The 13,603-nt window shown below is 73.9% G+C and carries 15 protein-coding genes; 9 read left to right on the top strand and 6 right to left on the bottom strand.

Going from position 1 to position 13,603, the window contains the following annotated elements:
- Window positions 1–18: 18 nt before the first annotated feature.
- Window positions 19–261 (bottom strand): mycoredoxin, encoded by a 243-nt coding sequence (locus ABD299_RS06320; protein ID WP_344259508.1) that lies wholly within the window; start codon window positions 259–261, stop codon window positions 19–21.
- 217 nt (window positions 262–478) lie between these two features.
- On the opposite strand from ABD299_RS06320, the gene ABD299_RS06315 reads away from it, so the two are divergent.
- The 4 genes from ABD299_RS06315 (at window position 479) to ABD299_RS06300 (ending at window position 4,022) form a co-directional block, all read left to right on the top strand.
- Complete coding sequence (locus ABD299_RS06315; protein ID WP_344259507.1) at window positions 479–2,752, top strand: ATP-dependent DNA helicase UvrD2; 2,274 nt, start codon at window positions 479–481, stop codon at window positions 2,750–2,752.
- A gap of 146 nt (window positions 2,753–2,898) precedes the next feature.
- Window positions 2,899–3,216, top strand: a complete 318-nt coding sequence (locus ABD299_RS06310; protein WP_344259506.1) for a hypothetical protein — start codon at window positions 2,899–2,901, stop codon at window positions 3,214–3,216.
- A gap of 156 nt (window positions 3,217–3,372) precedes the next feature.
- Window positions 3,373–3,693: a WhiB family transcriptional regulator gene (locus ABD299_RS06305; RefSeq protein ID WP_425581275.1), complete on the top strand. Its 321-nt coding sequence runs from the start codon at window positions 3,373–3,375 to the stop codon at window positions 3,691–3,693.
- Window positions 3,690–4,022: a hypothetical protein gene (locus tag ABD299_RS06300; protein WP_344259504.1), complete on the top strand. Its 333-nt coding sequence runs from the start codon at window positions 3,690–3,692 to the stop codon at window positions 4,020–4,022. Before ABD299_RS06305 ends, ABD299_RS06300 begins: the two co-directional genes overlap by 4 nt.
- A 58-nt stretch (window positions 4,023–4,080) precedes the next feature.
- Here the strand turns inward: ABD299_RS06300 and ABD299_RS06295 are convergent, their stop codons facing one another.
- Entirely contained in the window at window positions 4,081–5,493 is a 1,413-nt protein-coding gene (locus ABD299_RS06295) for an ABC1 kinase family protein (protein ID WP_344259503.1), read from the bottom strand.
- An 86-nt stretch (window positions 5,494–5,579) separates the two neighbouring features.
- Window positions 5,580–6,716, bottom strand: coding sequence for a TOMM precursor leader peptide-binding protein (locus tag ABD299_RS06290; protein WP_425581263.1), 1,137 nt, complete (start codon window positions 6,714–6,716; stop codon window positions 5,580–5,582).
- Between the two features lie 214 nt (window positions 6,717–6,930).
- On the opposite strand from ABD299_RS06290, the gene ABD299_RS06285 reads away from it, so the two are divergent.
- The gene (locus ABD299_RS06285; RefSeq protein ID WP_344259501.1) at window positions 6,931–7,533 is read left to right on the top strand and encodes a M48 metallopeptidase family protein; all 603 of its coding nucleotides are present in this window, start codon (window positions 6,931–6,933) and stop codon (window positions 7,531–7,533) included.
- 31 nt (window positions 7,534–7,564) lie between these two features.
- Here the strand turns inward: ABD299_RS06285 and ABD299_RS06280 are convergent, their stop codons facing one another.
- Together ABD299_RS06280 and ABD299_RS06275 are read right to left on the bottom strand one after the other, a co-directional pair.
- The gene (locus tag ABD299_RS06280; protein ID WP_344259500.1) at window positions 7,565–8,089 is read right to left on the bottom strand and encodes an NUDIX hydrolase; all 525 of its coding nucleotides are present in this window, start codon (window positions 8,087–8,089) and stop codon (window positions 7,565–7,567) included.
- The gene (locus tag ABD299_RS06275; RefSeq protein WP_344259499.1) at window positions 8,086–9,540 is read right to left on the bottom strand and encodes a zinc-dependent metalloprotease; all 1,455 of its coding nucleotides are present in this window, start codon (window positions 9,538–9,540) and stop codon (window positions 8,086–8,088) included. The genes ABD299_RS06280 and ABD299_RS06275 overlap by 4 nt, the downstream gene beginning before the upstream one ends.
- 166 nt (window positions 9,541–9,706) lie before the next feature.
- On the opposite strand from ABD299_RS06275, the gene ABD299_RS06270 reads away from it, so the two are divergent.
- The 4 genes from ABD299_RS06270 to ABD299_RS06255 all read left to right on the top strand — a co-directional run bounded on the left by ABD299_RS06270 (window position 9,707) and on the right by ABD299_RS06255 (window position 12,768).
- Complete coding sequence (locus tag ABD299_RS06270; protein WP_344259498.1) at window positions 9,707–10,819, top strand: SDR family oxidoreductase; 1,113 nt, start codon at window positions 9,707–9,709, stop codon at window positions 10,817–10,819.
- 44 nt (window positions 10,820–10,863) lie between these two features.
- The gene (locus ABD299_RS06265; RefSeq protein WP_344259497.1) at window positions 10,864–11,319 is read left to right on the top strand and encodes a molybdenum cofactor biosynthesis protein MoaE; all 456 of its coding nucleotides are present in this window, start codon (window positions 10,864–10,866) and stop codon (window positions 11,317–11,319) included.
- 130 nt (window positions 11,320–11,449) lie between these two features.
- Window positions 11,450–11,647 (top strand): hypothetical protein, encoded by a 198-nt coding sequence (locus ABD299_RS06260; protein ID WP_344259496.1) that lies wholly within the window; start codon window positions 11,450–11,452, stop codon window positions 11,645–11,647.
- A 26-nt stretch (window positions 11,648–11,673) separates the two neighbouring features.
- Window positions 11,674–12,768, top strand: coding sequence for a YlbL family protein (locus tag ABD299_RS06255; RefSeq protein WP_344259495.1), 1,095 nt, complete (start codon window positions 11,674–11,676; stop codon window positions 12,766–12,768).
- 86 nt (window positions 12,769–12,854) lie between these two features.
- Here the strand turns inward: ABD299_RS06255 and ABD299_RS06250 are convergent, their stop codons facing one another.
- Complete coding sequence (locus tag ABD299_RS06250) at window positions 12,855–13,475, bottom strand: PPA1309 family protein (RefSeq protein ID WP_344259494.1); 621 nt, start codon at window positions 13,473–13,475, stop codon at window positions 12,855–12,857.
- Window positions 13,476–13,603 lie beyond the last annotated feature (128 nt).

Here is a 13,603-nt window from a genome sequence, read left to right as displayed (position 1 = left end):
GCGGCACGGCCCCGGCGGTCAGAGACCGGCGGCCGACTTGACCTGGGCCAGCGAGGGGTTGGTCAGCGCGGTGCCGTCCGCGAAGACCAGCGTGGGCACCGTGCGGTTGCCGTTGTTGGCCTTCTCGACCAGGGCCGCGGCCTCGGGGTCGTGCTCGATGTTGACCTCCGTGAAGGGAATGCCCTCACGCTCCATCTGCTTCTTGAGACGGCGGCAGTATCCGCACCAGGTGGTGCTGTACATCGTCAGGCTGCCCAGCATCGTCGCTTCTGCTCCTTGTCGAAGGTTGCGGCGCGTCCGGGGAATCCCGGCGTCCCCGGGAGGAACGTGCGACGCCGCGGCGTCATTCCCCTCCCGGCAGGGCGGCTGCCCGTCCGGCGGCGGATCCACGCACGGGCAGCCGTCCGGTATGACGGATCCGCACCACCTGTGGACCGAGATGTCCGTGCCGCGAGGGGCACCTGGCAGCATGGCGGGCGTGACATCCGCATCGCACTCCTCCCCGCTCCCGCTCCGGCCGCCGGAGTTCTCCGCGGTCCCCGACTCCGCCGACGCGGTGCTCGACGGGCTGGACCCGGAGCAGCGCGCGGTGGCCACCACCCTGCGGGGCCCGGTGTGCGTGCTGGCCGGCGCCGGCACGGGGAAGACGCGGGCGATCACCCACCGGATCGCCTACGGGGTGCGCAGCGGGATCCTCCAGGCCGGCAGTGTGCTGGCGGTCACCTTCACCCAGCGCGCGGCGGGCGAGATGCGCGGCAGGCTGCGGCAGCTCGGCGCGGCCGGGGTGCAGGCCAGAACGTTTCACTCCGCGGCCCTGCGCCAGCTCCAGTACTTCTGGCCCAGGGCGGTCGGCGGCGAGCTGCCGGCACTGCTGGAGCGCAAGGGGCCGCTGGTGGCCGAGGCGGCGGCCCGCTGCCGGGTGCGGCTGGACCGCGCCGAACTGCGGGATGTCACGGCCGAGGTCGAGTGGGCGAAGGTGACCCGCACCACACCGGAGGACTATCCGGCAGCCGTGCGCAAGGCGGGCCGGGCGGCCCCCCGGGACCCGGCCGGGACCTCCCGGATCTACGCGATGTACGAGCAGCTGAAGCAGGAGCGGGGACAGATCGACTTCGAGGACGTGCTGCTGCTCACGGTGGGCATTCTGCAGGAGCGCGCCGACATCGCCGAGCGGGTACGGAGCCAGTACCAGCACTTCGTCGTCGACGAGTACCAGGACGTCAGCCCGCTCCAGCAGCGCCTGCTGGAACTGTGGCTGGGGGACCGGGACAGCATCTGCGTGGTCGGGGACGCCAGCCAGACGATCTACTCGTTCACCGGCGCCACCCCTGACCACCTGCTGGACTTCCGGCTCCGCCACCCCGATGCCACCGTCGTGCGGCTGGTGCGGGACTACCGCTCCACCCCCCAGGTGGTGGCGCTGGCCAACGGGCTGCTCTCGCAGGCCGTGGGCCGGGCCGCCGAACACCGCCTGGAGCTGGTCTCCCAGCGTCCGGCAGGGCCCGAGCCGGTCTACCGCGAGTACCCGGACGAGCCGGCAGAGGCCGAGGCGACGGCCCGGCGGATCCGCGAGCTGATCGGGGCCGGGGTCCCGGCCGGCCGGATCGCGGTGCTCTACCGGATCAACGCCCAGTCCGAGAACTACGAGCAGGCGCTGGCCGACGCGGGCGTCGCCTGTCAGCTGCGCGGGGCCGAGCGCTTCTTCGAGCGGCAGGAGATCCGCCAGGCGGGGCTCGCGCTGCGCGGTGCGGCCCGGGCCGGCGGCAACGACCGCGTGCTGGACGGCGCCGATTCCCTGGCGGGGCAGGTGCGGGCGGTGCTCAGCAGCATCGGCTGGACGCACGAACCGCCCGGCGGCTCCGGGGCGGCCCGGGACCGCTGGGAGTCGCTGCGGGCCCTGGTCCGGCTCGCCGAGGACTTCCAGCGGGCGAGGCCCGCCGCCACTCTGGCCGACCTGGTGGCCGAGCTGGACGAGCGGGCCGCGGCCCAGCACGCCCCGGAAGTCGAGGGCGTGACGCTGGCCTCGCTGCACGCGGCCAAGGGGCTGGAGTGGGACGCGGTCTTCCTCGTCGGCCTCACCGACGGCATGCTCCCGCTCACCCATGCCCGGACGCCCGAGCAGATCGAGGAGGAGCGCAGGCTGCTGTACGTCGGCATCACGCGGGCCCGTGTGCATCTGACCCTCTCCTGGTCGCTGGCCCGCGCCCCCGGGGGGCGGCCGGGCCGCCGGCCCAGCCGCTTTCTGGAAGGGCTGCGGCCGTCCGCCGGCGGTACCGGGGGCCGCGCGGCGGCCGGCGGGGTGGTGCGGGGCCCCCGGCGCGCGGAGCGCGTCGAACGCGGCCCCGTCACCTGCCGGGTGTGCGGGCGGGCGATGACCGAGGCGGTCGAGCTGAAACTGCGGCGCTGCGCGGGCTGTCCCTCCGACCTGGACGAGGAGCTCTACGAGCGGCTCTCGCACTGGCGGGCGGGCCGGGCCCGGGAGCTGGGGCGACCGGCGTTCGCCGTGTTCACCGACGCGACCCTGACGGCCATCGCCGAGCGGGGGCCGGTCACCACGGCCGAGCTCTCCGCTGTCCCGGGCGTCGTGCCGCACAAGGTGCGGCAGTTCGGCGCCGAGGTGGCGGCGGTGTGCGCCGGCCGGGCGGCGGAGATGTCCGGACCGGCCGGGCCGTCCGGGAGGGAGCACCGGGAAACGGAGGAAGACGCTCCGGAAAACTTTCCTCAGTCTTCTCAGGAAACCGCCGGAAAATGATTTGCGTGCCCCGGAGAGATCCGCATAGCGTGCTCACACGGCACCGGAGGAGGCTTCCGCATCCGGCGGTGCCGTGCTGTACTGAATTGCTCGCCGGGTCGGTGTCCGCACCGACCCCCACAGACGCCGAGAGGAGGCGAACCCCGATGAAGACCATGACGACGATCACGACGATGACCGGCAAACTGGCCGGCTGCGCGGTCAACGCCTCCTGCCTGCCCGGCTCCCGGCTGTCCGGTACCGGTGTGTCCGGTGCCGCGGGTGTCCGCCCGGTGTCCGTCGTGATCCGCGAGCGGATCGGTGCACGACCGACCCAGGCACCTGCGGTAGCAGCAGCGGCACAGGCCGATGTCTATGCCTTTGCGGCCAATGGTGCCGGCCACCAGCTTTTCGGACAGCAGAAGACCCAGCTTCACACGATGTGGGCCCTCCGCGGGCTCAATCCCTGGAGTGACCACACCTGATCGGCGATCAGGTCGGCACCTTCCAGGGCCGCGGAACCCACACCGGGATCCGCGGCCCTTCTGTTTTGCCAAAAAGCCCGGCCACCAGCCGGAACAGACCCGTAACGACGACACGAGGACAACACCGTGCCACTCGCGCCGTACGACCGCCCCGACCTGAACTCACCCCCCGATCCGGAGACTTCTGTGACCTCGCTGTCCACCCTGAACGCGCTCGACGAGGCGATCGACCGTCTTGACGACGGCGCTCCCTGCCGCAGCTACGACCCGGAGGTGTTCTTCGCCGAGTCCCCCGAGGACGTCGAGTACGCCAAGTCGCTGTGCCGTGCCTGCCCGCTGCGGGAGGCCTGCCTGGCCGGCGCCAAGGACCGTCGCGAGCCCTGGGGCGTGTGGGGCGGCGAGCTGTTCGTCCAGGGCGTCGTCGTGCCCCGCAAGCGGCCCCGTGGCCGTCCGCGCAAGCACCCGGTAGCGGCGTGAACACCCCCGGCACGATCGGCAGACCGGCACCGTACGGCCCGCCGCTGAACCCCGCGGCACGTTTCACCGGCACCAGAACCCTCGACACACCGGCGGCGGCCGCACGGCCCTGCCGCCACGAACAGAACAGGACGCACACCGTGCAACTCATTCCGGAGATGGCCCGGTCCCAGCTGAGGGACCGGGCCGAGGAAGCCGAATCCCAACGCACCGCCCAGCGGCTGGCCGCCGCGAGGCGGCTGCAGCGCCGCTCCCGCCGCCTCGGGCGGCCGGCCGAGCGCGGCGCTCAGCGCGCCCGCCGCGCCATGGCCCTGGCGGTGATGCAGTAGTCGGCGCCGGTCGGGGACACACCGGGCCCAGGACCTTCGCGCCCCGGGCCCGGTCCGCTCACGCCCGACCGGCGCTCCCCGGCCCCTTCGCCGTCCGGGAGTCCTCGGGCCGGCGCTGCCGGGGCAGCGGCCCGGGGCCGGTGGCGAACGCCGGCAGCCCGGCCTCCAGCTCCTCCCGCAGCCGCACGCGGGCGCCGAGCTGGCACAGCACTCCGATGGTGCTGAGCGTCACCCGGTGGATCAGCAGGTAGGACGGCGGAAGATTCAGCCGGCGCCCCAGCTGGTGGGCCGCCGAACGCGGGTCGGCGATCCGGGCGGCCTGCTCCCGGATCCACTGCCGGCTGAAGGCGAACTCCGGCTGCCGGGCCGGCTCGATGACCGGCAGCAGGTACTCCAGTACCTCCCTCGCGTCCAGCTCGACGGTTTCCTTGACGAAGCCCTGGTCGCGCAGCATCGCGTGGACGGCCTCCGCCTCGCCCTCCAGCGCCATCCGCAGCGCGGTCCCGATCTGCGGAGGCAGACCCTCGGGAAGCCGGTCCACCGCCCCGAAGTCCATCACCCCGAGCTGCCAGGTTTCCGGCGGAGCACCGGGCGAGGGCGGCACCAGCCGGAAGTTCCCCGGATGGGGGTCGGCGTGCAGCAGGCCGGTGCGGGCGGTACCGGAGAACAGGAAGCGGGCCAGCAGCTGGCCGGCGCGGTCCCTCTCCTCCTGGCTCCCGTCGCTGATGACACGGGACAGCGGAACACCCTCCAGCCACTCGCTGACCAGCACCTGTTCGCACTGGTGGAGCACATCGGGCACCACCACCCAGGCGTCGGCACGGAACTCCTCGGCGCAGACGCGCTGAGCCTCGGCCTCCAGGCCGTAGTCCAGCTCCTCGGCGACCCGCTCGCGCATCTCCTCGATCAGCGGCTTGATGTCCATGCCCGGTACCAGCGGTCCCAGCAGCCGGGCGAAGCGTCCGAGCTGGTCGAGATCGGACAGCAGCGCCTTGCCGGCCCCGGGGTACTGCACCTTCACGGCGACCTCGCGGCCGTCGTGCCAGACCGCCCGGTGCACCTGTCCGATCGACGCGGCGGCCGCCGGCACGTCGTCGAACTCGTCGAACAGCTCGCGCCAGCCGGCTCCGAGCCGCTCGGCCAGTGCGGCGTGCACCGAGGCGGCAGGCATCGGGGGAGCGGCTTCCTGGAGCCGGGTCAGGGCCGCCCGATAGGGGCCGGCGACCGTCTCCGGCAGCGCCGACTCGAACACCGACAGCGCCTGACCGACTTTCATGGCGCCGCCCTTGAGCTCCCCGAGGACCGTGAAGAGCTGTTCCGCGGTGCGCTGCTGCAGTTCGCTGCCGACCAGCTCGGCGGAGTATCCGCCCAGCCGCTTGCCGAGCCCCCAGGTGGCCCGGCCGGCGAAGGACAGCGGCAAGGTGGCGAGTCTGGCGGTGCGGCTCACGGCCCTGCGCGGCAGATCCGACATGGGCGTCTCCTTCGACGTGCGGCGTTCCCCCCGGCACCGCCGCGCCGGGCGCCCGGCGGTCGTGGCGGGCGGGCTGTGCCGTCCGTTCATTGTGGACTCTCCGGCCCGGTCTGCCGCGGTTCCTGCGCGGACTCCTCCGGATCCGCGGGGCGGGGGTGTGCCGCCGCGCCCGCCGCTCGCGCCGCGCCGCAGGGGCATTCGGGGTGCGGTGCGATCCGTTCCCTGGTCAGGGTCAGCCGCGGGAGCACCAGCTCGGCACGCGTGCCCTCGCCGTCCGCCCGTACGCCGTCGAGGTGGGCGAGCGCCGACGCGGCGGCCAGGCCCGCCACCGCCGTGGCCAGTGCGGCGTCGCAGGCGGGCACCCCGCGGGAACGGGCGTTGCGCCACTGCCCGACCAGCAGCGGCCAGCCGGGCTCCCGGGCCGCCCGGGTGCGCAGCAGGCAGCCCGCGCAGCCCGTGCTTCCCGGCAGCACCAGGGGGCCCACGAAACCCGTGCCTTCCACCACCCCGGTGTACAGGTGGGGGAGCCCGGCCGCGAGCACGGGCTCGGCGACGGCCGGATCCGGCGCGTACGCCGCCAGCCCGTCCCGGGGCGCGAAGATCACCAGCCGGGCCCCGCCCTGCCGCTCCGTACAGGACCGCCGCGGCCACGCGCGGGCGGACCTCACCACCGCGCACGCGGCGGCGTCCCTGCGCTGGCCGGTCCGCTCGGCCGGGATGGCGCCGGGTGCGGTGTCCTCCGGCTCGACCCGCCCGCCGTCCACCACCTCCACCCGGCCCACACCGGCCTGCGCCAGCGTCGCCGCGAGGGCCGCTCCGACCCGGCCGGCCCCGCGCACCTGCACCCATGCCCGCCGCCGGGCCACCAGCCGGCGCAGCCCCCCGCCCGGCTCCGGATGCAGCAGGGACAGCGAGGCGAGGTCCGGGCGCAGCCGCTCGGTGACCTGGGCGGCCGCCCGACGGTCGGCCGTGGCGTCCTCCAGCACACCGGCCGCCGCGAGCTGCCCGGCCAGCCGGTCCGCGGCGCCGGCGCCCAGCCCCAGCCGGGCGGCCGCCTCCCGGAGCACGGGCAGCCCCCGGGTGCCGTCCAGCAGGGACAGGAAGCTCTCGGTGCCGCTGTCCAGCGGGCCGAACAGCACAGCGTGCGAGGGGGTCACTCCGAAGCGGACGGTCTGCCGGTCCCGCCAGCTGCGCCGCAGCGACGGCTTGATCATCGGATGCACGGTGAAGGCCCCCTGTCCGGTGACGAGGTGGAAGGTATGCCCCCATCCTGGGGCAGGCCGGACAGTGGGGAGGAGTGGTTGTCCACAGGCGGTGTTGATCGTCCTACAAGATGTCGCACGGGTGGTGCACGGGTGGTGTACAAGGTCCTCCGGATGGTGCTGCGGACGGCCCGCAGGCGGGACATTTCCGGCTGCCAGCGGGTAACGTCGTGGTGTGTCCGCCGACCCGCTGAACAGCACCGGCCCGCCGCAGCGCAGCACCGCGGCGGGCGCGACCGGGCTGAACGGGGACACCGCCGGCCCCGTGGAGGTCAGGCGCAGCCAGCGCAGGCGGCGCACGGTCTCCGCCTACCGCGAGGGCAACCGCACGATCGTGCTCATCCCGGCCCGGATGACCGCGGACGAGGAGCGCCGCTGGATCTCCGTGATGCTCGACAAGCTGGCCGCCCAGGAGCACCGCAGGACGCTGGACGACCAGGACCTGGAGCAGCGCGCGGCCGAACTGTCCCAGCGCTACCTGCACGGACGCGCCCGCCCCCGCAGCGTGCGCTGGGTCACCAACCAGAACGCCCGCTGGGGTTCCTGCACGCCGGCCCTGGGCAGCATCCGCCTCTCGCACCGGCTGCAGGGCATGCCGGAGTACGTGGTCGACTACGTCCTGCTGCACGAACTGGCCCACCTGCTGGTGCCCGGACACGGCCCCGGCTTCTGGGAGCTGCTGGAGACCTACCCCCGTACCGAGCGCGCCCGGGGCTTCCTGGAGGGCGTCGTGGCGGCCGAGAGGCTGCCCTACGTTCCCGCCGCCCGCGCCGAGTGACCGGCGCGGGCGGCAGTCGCGCCGGCCCGGATCACAGCAGGGCGCGGGTGCGGTTCACCAGACGGACCACGGAGTCGTCGGCGACCGCGGCCACCTCGTCGAAGCCGAACCAGCGCACGTCCAGCGACTCGTCGCTGACGGCGTGCGCCGCGCCCGCCGGGGCGAGCGCGGCGTACTGCACGTCCAGATGCTCCGCGCACGGCGTGGGGTGCCGGTCCAGCACCACCGGGCCGGGCAGCAGCCGGAGCCCGTCGATACCGGATTCCTCGGTGGCCTCCCGCAGCGCCGCGCCCGCCAGCGTGATGTCGGCCGGTTCGCAGTGCCCGCCGGTCTGCAGCCACATCCGCAGCTTGCGGTGCAGGGTCAGCAGCACCTGCCGCCGCTCGGCACAGACCACCAGCGCACTGGCCGTGAGGTGACCGGCCGCGCACGCCTTCCACATGCCGTCCGGATGCGCCGCCAGATGGTCCGTGTAGGCCCGGCGCAGGACGTTCTGCTCACCGTCCGGGGCCCTCCAGGCGGTGAGCACTCGCACCGCGTCCGCGTGCAGGCTCACGCGCCGGACCCGCCGCGCCCGGGACCTTCCGGCCCGCTCTCCCCGTCGTCCTCGCCGTCCCGCTTCTTCCCGGCGTCGCCACCGCGGCTCCCGCCCGGGCCGCTGCCCCCCTCGGCGCCGGGCGCCGAGGCGTCGCCGAGCATTCGGTCCAGCTCCGAGAAGTCCGGCTGCTCACGGTGCACGAAGCCGTCCGGGTCGTCCAGGTCCGCGGCGGTGGGAAGCATGTCCGGATGCGCCCACAGCGCGTCGCGCCCCTGCGCGCCCCTGGCGTCGGTCAGCGACGCCCACAGCCGGGCGGCGTCCCGCAGCCTCCGGGGCCGCAGCTCCAGCCCGATCAGCGTGGCGAACGTCTGCTCCGCGGGGCCGCCGGACGCCCGGCGCCGCCGCAGCGTCTCACGCAGCGCGGAAGCCCCCGGCAGGTGCGGCTCGGCGGCGGCGTGCACCACCGCGTCCACCCAGCCCTCCACCATCGCCAGCGCGGTCTCCAGCCGGGCCAGCGCGGCACGCTGCTCCGGGCTGTCCTCCGGCTGGAAGAGCCCCTGCTGAAGCTTTTCCTGCAGGTCCTCGGGACGGCTGGGGTCGATCCGGCCGACCAGGTCCTCCAGCTTGCCGGTGTCCACCTGGATGCCGCGCGCGTAGCCGTCGACCGCGCCGAAAAGATGCGACCGCAGCCAGGGGACGTGACCGAAGAGCCGCTGGTGGGCGGCCTCGCGCAGGGCCAGATACAGCCGCACCTCCTCCCGCGGTACGCCCAGGCCCTCGCCGAAGGCCGCGATGTTCCCCGGCAGCAGCGCGGCCTGCCCGGCCGGTGCCAGCGGGAGTCCGATGTCGGTGGAGCCGACCACCTCGCCCGCCAGTACCCCGACGGCCTGGCCGATCTGCGAGCCGAACATCGCGCCGCCCATGGACCGCATCATCCCGAGCAGCGGGCCCGCCATGGCCTGCATCTCCTCGGGAAGGATGTTGCCCATCGCGCCGCCGACCCGTTCCGCGACCGGGTCCACCAGCTCCCGCCAGGCCGGCAGGGTCGCCTCCACCCATTCCGCGCGGCTCCACGCCACCGCGGAGCGCACCCCGGAGGGCAGCGAGGTGACGCCGTCGAGCCACAGGTCGGCCAGGCGCAGCGCCTCCTCGGTCTGCGAGCGGTCGTGCATCGTGACGCTGGCGTCCTTGCTGCCGTCCTGGGCGCCCCCGGCGACCGTCTGCCGGGCGACCTGGCGCGCCAGGGTCCAGTTCACCGGGCCCTCGTCGGCGGAGAGCATCTGCCCGATCTGCTGGAAGGCGGCACCCAGGTCCTGCGGGTTCATACCTCCCCCCATCGGCCCGAACGTGGCGGCGAACGGGTTGTCGGCCGGGTCGGGGCCGCCACCGCGGCCCCTGCCGGACTGCTTGCCCGACTCGCCGTCGTCCGGCTCCTCCGGGAGGCCGAATCCGAATGGGTTATGACTCACGGGAATCCTCGGCTCTGTGTCGTTCGGACGATACGGAATCGGGCGGTCGGACGGTACGAGACCATGCGAACGTGTGCGATCCGTGGCCTTGGCCCCCAGCCTAGACATCTCTCAGGCAGGATGGGTCCGCGCACGTCGTACCAGAACCAACCGCTGGAGAGGTCTCGTGAGTTCCCCGGAGCAGGCAGTTCGCGCAGCGCGAAACGGCCCCCCGGCCGCCCTGACCGTCGCGGTCACCGGTGCGGCGCAGGGGGTCGGCGCGCTGCTCACCCGGCGGCTGACCGCCGGCGAAGAGGTCAGAAGAGTGCTCGCGCTGGACGAACGCGCGGGGGACGTGGAAGGCGCCGAGTGGCACACCCTCGACATCCGTGACCCCTCCGTCGCCGAACGGCTGCGCGGCGACGGGGACCCGGTCGACGTGGTGGTCCACCTCGCCCTCGACATGGGCCTGGAGTCCGACCCGGCGGCCCGCAGCGCCTACAACGTGCGCGGTACCCAGACCGTGCTCACGGCGGCCGCCGCGGCGGGTGTGCGGCGGGTGGTGCTGTGCACCTCGGCCATGGTCTACGGGGCGCACCCCGACAACGACCTTCCGCTTTCCGAGGACGCCGAACTGCGTGCCACCGAGGAGGCCACCGGTGTCGGCGACCTGCTGGAGATCGAGCGGCTGGCCAAGCGCGCCCCGCGCACCCATCCCGGCCTGAACGTCACGGTGGTCCGCCCGGCGATCCTGGTCGGCGGGGTGGACACCGCCCTGACCCGGTACTTCGAGTCGCCGCGGCTGCTCGTGGTGGCCGGCTCGCGTCCGCGCTGGCAGTTCTGCCACGTGGAGGACCTCGCGTCCGCGCTGGAGTACGCGGCGCTGGAGAAGGTCGAGGGCGACCTCGCGGTGGGCTGCGACGGCTGGCTGGAGCAGGAGGAGGTCGAGGACCTGTCCGGCATCCGCCGGATGGAGCTGCCCCCGGCGGTGGCCCTGGGCGCGGCCTCCCGGCTGCACCGGCTCGGGCTCACCCCGTCGCCGGCCGGTGACCTGGCCTACACGATGCACCCGTGGGTGGTCGGCGTCGGCCGGCTCCACGAGGCCGGGTGGCGTCCGCAGTGGCGCAACGAGGAGGTGCTCGCGGAGCTGCTGGCCGAAGTCGCCGGCCGGCACACGGTCGCCGGCCGCAGGCTGGGCCGCAAGGACGCCGCCACCACCCTGGGCGCGGCGGGAGCCACCGTCGCCCTGGTGGGCACCGCCGCGCTCGTGCGACGGGCCCGCCGGGCGCGCCGACGCTGACCCCCTGTCACGGCTCCGGCAGCCCGATGAGGGAGCATGGAGGGATGCAGAACACCGACCCGCGTCCGTCCCCGGTCCGGCTGCTGGCGATCCGCGACACCCCGCTCTCCGTGGACGAGGTTCTCGCCGCGGTGGGGGACCCGGCGGCGGGCGGCACGGCACTCTTCGCGGGAACGGTCCGGGATCACGACGCGCACCCGGAAGGGGCGCGAGTCACCTCGCTGGCCTATTCGGCGCACCCGACCGCCGAGGCGGAGCTGCGCCGGGTGGCGGAGCGGGTGGCCGCCGCGTTCCCCGTCCGGGCACTGGCGGCCGTCCACCGGACCGGGGCCCTCGCCGTGGGAGACCTGGCGGTCGTGGTCGCGGTGTCCTGCGCGCACCGCGGCGAGGCCTTCGAGGCCGCCCGGAGCCTGATCGACGATCTCAAGCGGGAGGTCCCGATCTGGAAACACCAGGCGTTCACCGACGGCACGGAACAATGGGTCGGCGCCGGGAGTTGAGCAGGTGAGCGCAGCGTCCGGCAGGGTACTCCGGTTGCGCGGAGGACCCCCACGGCCGAGCGTTGTCTCCATGAGGGTGTGTCCGTTCCATCGTCCGGTCGTGATGGAGCGCTGAAGTGGGAGGTCGGTCATGGCGGCACTGGTGTGGCTGCTGATCCCGTTGGCCGGGGCAATGGTGGCGGCTGCGTGGAGCACGTGGGCCACGCGCCGGAGCAACGGGGCCGGGGGCGTCGGGGACGTCCAGGGGGTCGCGGGTTACGAGGCGTTCCGGCAGGCGATGGAGCAGCCGCGCCCCGCGGACCGGACGGCGGCCCGGGCCGACGGCTGACGGCCGCGTCCCGTAATGTTCGAGCCATGCCACGCCGCACCGCGACGCTTCTCACGTCCGTCCTGCTGCTGACAGGTCTGCTCTGCGCCGCCGTCCTGATCAGGGTGCCGTACGCGGAGATGTCACCGGGACCGACGGTGAACACCCTCGGAGAGCACGGCGGGGAGCCGGTGCTCAGCATTCCGGGCGAGCAGACCTACGAGCCCTCGGGGCACCTGAACATGACGACCGTCCGGGTGACCGGGGTGAACTACCGGATGAACCTGGTGGAGGCGGTGCACGGCTGGCTCTCCGGTGAACGGGCGGTCGTCCCGCACGAGACCCTCTACCCGGATGACCGCAGCGCCGACGAGGTGGAGGAGGAGAACGCCGAGGAGTTCAGCCGCTCCCAGGAGAGCGCCAAGGTCGCGGCGCTGGAGCAGCTGGGGTACGAGGTGGACTCCTACACCATCGTCGACTCGGTGATCAAGGACAGCCCGGCCGAGAACGCGCTGCACGCCGGGGACGCGATCCTCGCCGTGGACGGCACCCCGGTGACCCGCCCGGCCGAGGTGGCAGAGCTGGTGACCGGGCGGGACGCCGGTGAGGACGTGGTGATCACGGTGGTGCCGGCCGAGGCCGCCGAGGCGGCACGGGCGGCCGGGCAGGCGCCGGGCCCCGAGCGCGCCGAGGACGTCACGATCACCACCGCGTCGGCCCAGGACGACGGCCGGGCCATCGTGGGCATCCAGGCGGGCAGCGCCCACGTCTTTCCCTTCGAGATCGAGATAGAGCTGGCCGATGTCGGTGGCCCCAGCGCCGGGCTGATGTTCGCCCTGGGGCTGATCGACAAGCTGACCCCGGAAGACCTGACCGGCGGCAGTTTCGTGGCCGGCACCGGCACCATCGACTACGACGGCCGGGTCGGACCGATCGGCGGGGTGGCGATGAAGACGATCGCCGCCCGCTCCAAGGGCGCCGAGTACTTCCTGACGCCCGAGGCCAACTGCTCCGCGGCCGCCGCCGACGTCCCCGAAGGGCTCACCCTGGTGCGGGTCGGCACGATCGACGACGCCCTGGACGCGCTGGAGGACATCCGGCAGGGGAACGACGCGGACCTGGCGGTCTGCGCCGCCGGCTGACCCGGCAGGGGCGTACGGACCCCGGACGACGCGCGTTCCGGGGTCCGCCGTGGAGCCCCGCTCGGGACCCGGCGCCTGGCCTCCCGTTACCCGGTGGGTTCGTCGAAGGTGGCTGCGAGGGCGGTGGCAAGACCCGGGACCAGGTCCGGACCGGTGAGTACGTCCAGTTCGGTGTCCTTCTCCCGCAGCCGGAGCGCGGTCTCCCGCTCCCCGTCACGCAGCACGGCCACGGTCATCCGCACCTCCTGCCGTTCGGGGTGCTCGGCGACCCAGCGGGCCAGCGCCGCCCCGTCGTCCCCGCCGTCGCGCAGTTCCGCGGGCACGGCGGCCTCGGCGGACGGCGGCAGCATCAGCCGCTCGACGGTCAGGGCGCAGCCCGAGACGGCGTCCGGCCAGGCGATGGTGGCCAGGAACTCGTCGAGCGGGACTCCGGCCGGAATCTCGTCCTGCTCGATCGGGGTGAGGGACACGCCGGACGCGGCAGCGGAGTCTTCCGGTCCGGGGGCGCCGTCCGCGTCCAGTCCGATCCGCTCCGCCAGGTCGGGCTCCTCGGCCCGCAGCCGGTCGGTGTCGACGAGGGCGAACAGCATGGCGGGGCGGTCCCAGCCGAGGCCCGCGACATAGGAGTCGATCTCCAGCACCGCCCGGGTCAGGGGGTTTACTGCCGTCTGGTGGGGGGGTGCGCCCTCGAGGGGTGTGTTGTCCATGTCCATATCGTGCCGTCTGCGACCCCGGAAACGGGAACCGGGTAAAGCTTGAGTAAGTTAGTGGAGTGGGTCACCCCTGGGCTGGCCCGGTTGTTGTCCACAGCGACTCTTCGAGGTGCGCACCTTGG

The organism is Streptomyces sodiiphilus (assembly GCF_039529215.1).
GTDB classification, from domain to species: Bacteria; Actinomycetota; Actinomycetes; order Streptomycetales; family Streptomycetaceae; genus Streptomyces; species Streptomyces sodiiphilus.
Note: the sequence above shows the minus strand (reverse complement) of the source record. Positions and strands in the feature narration are given on the sequence as shown.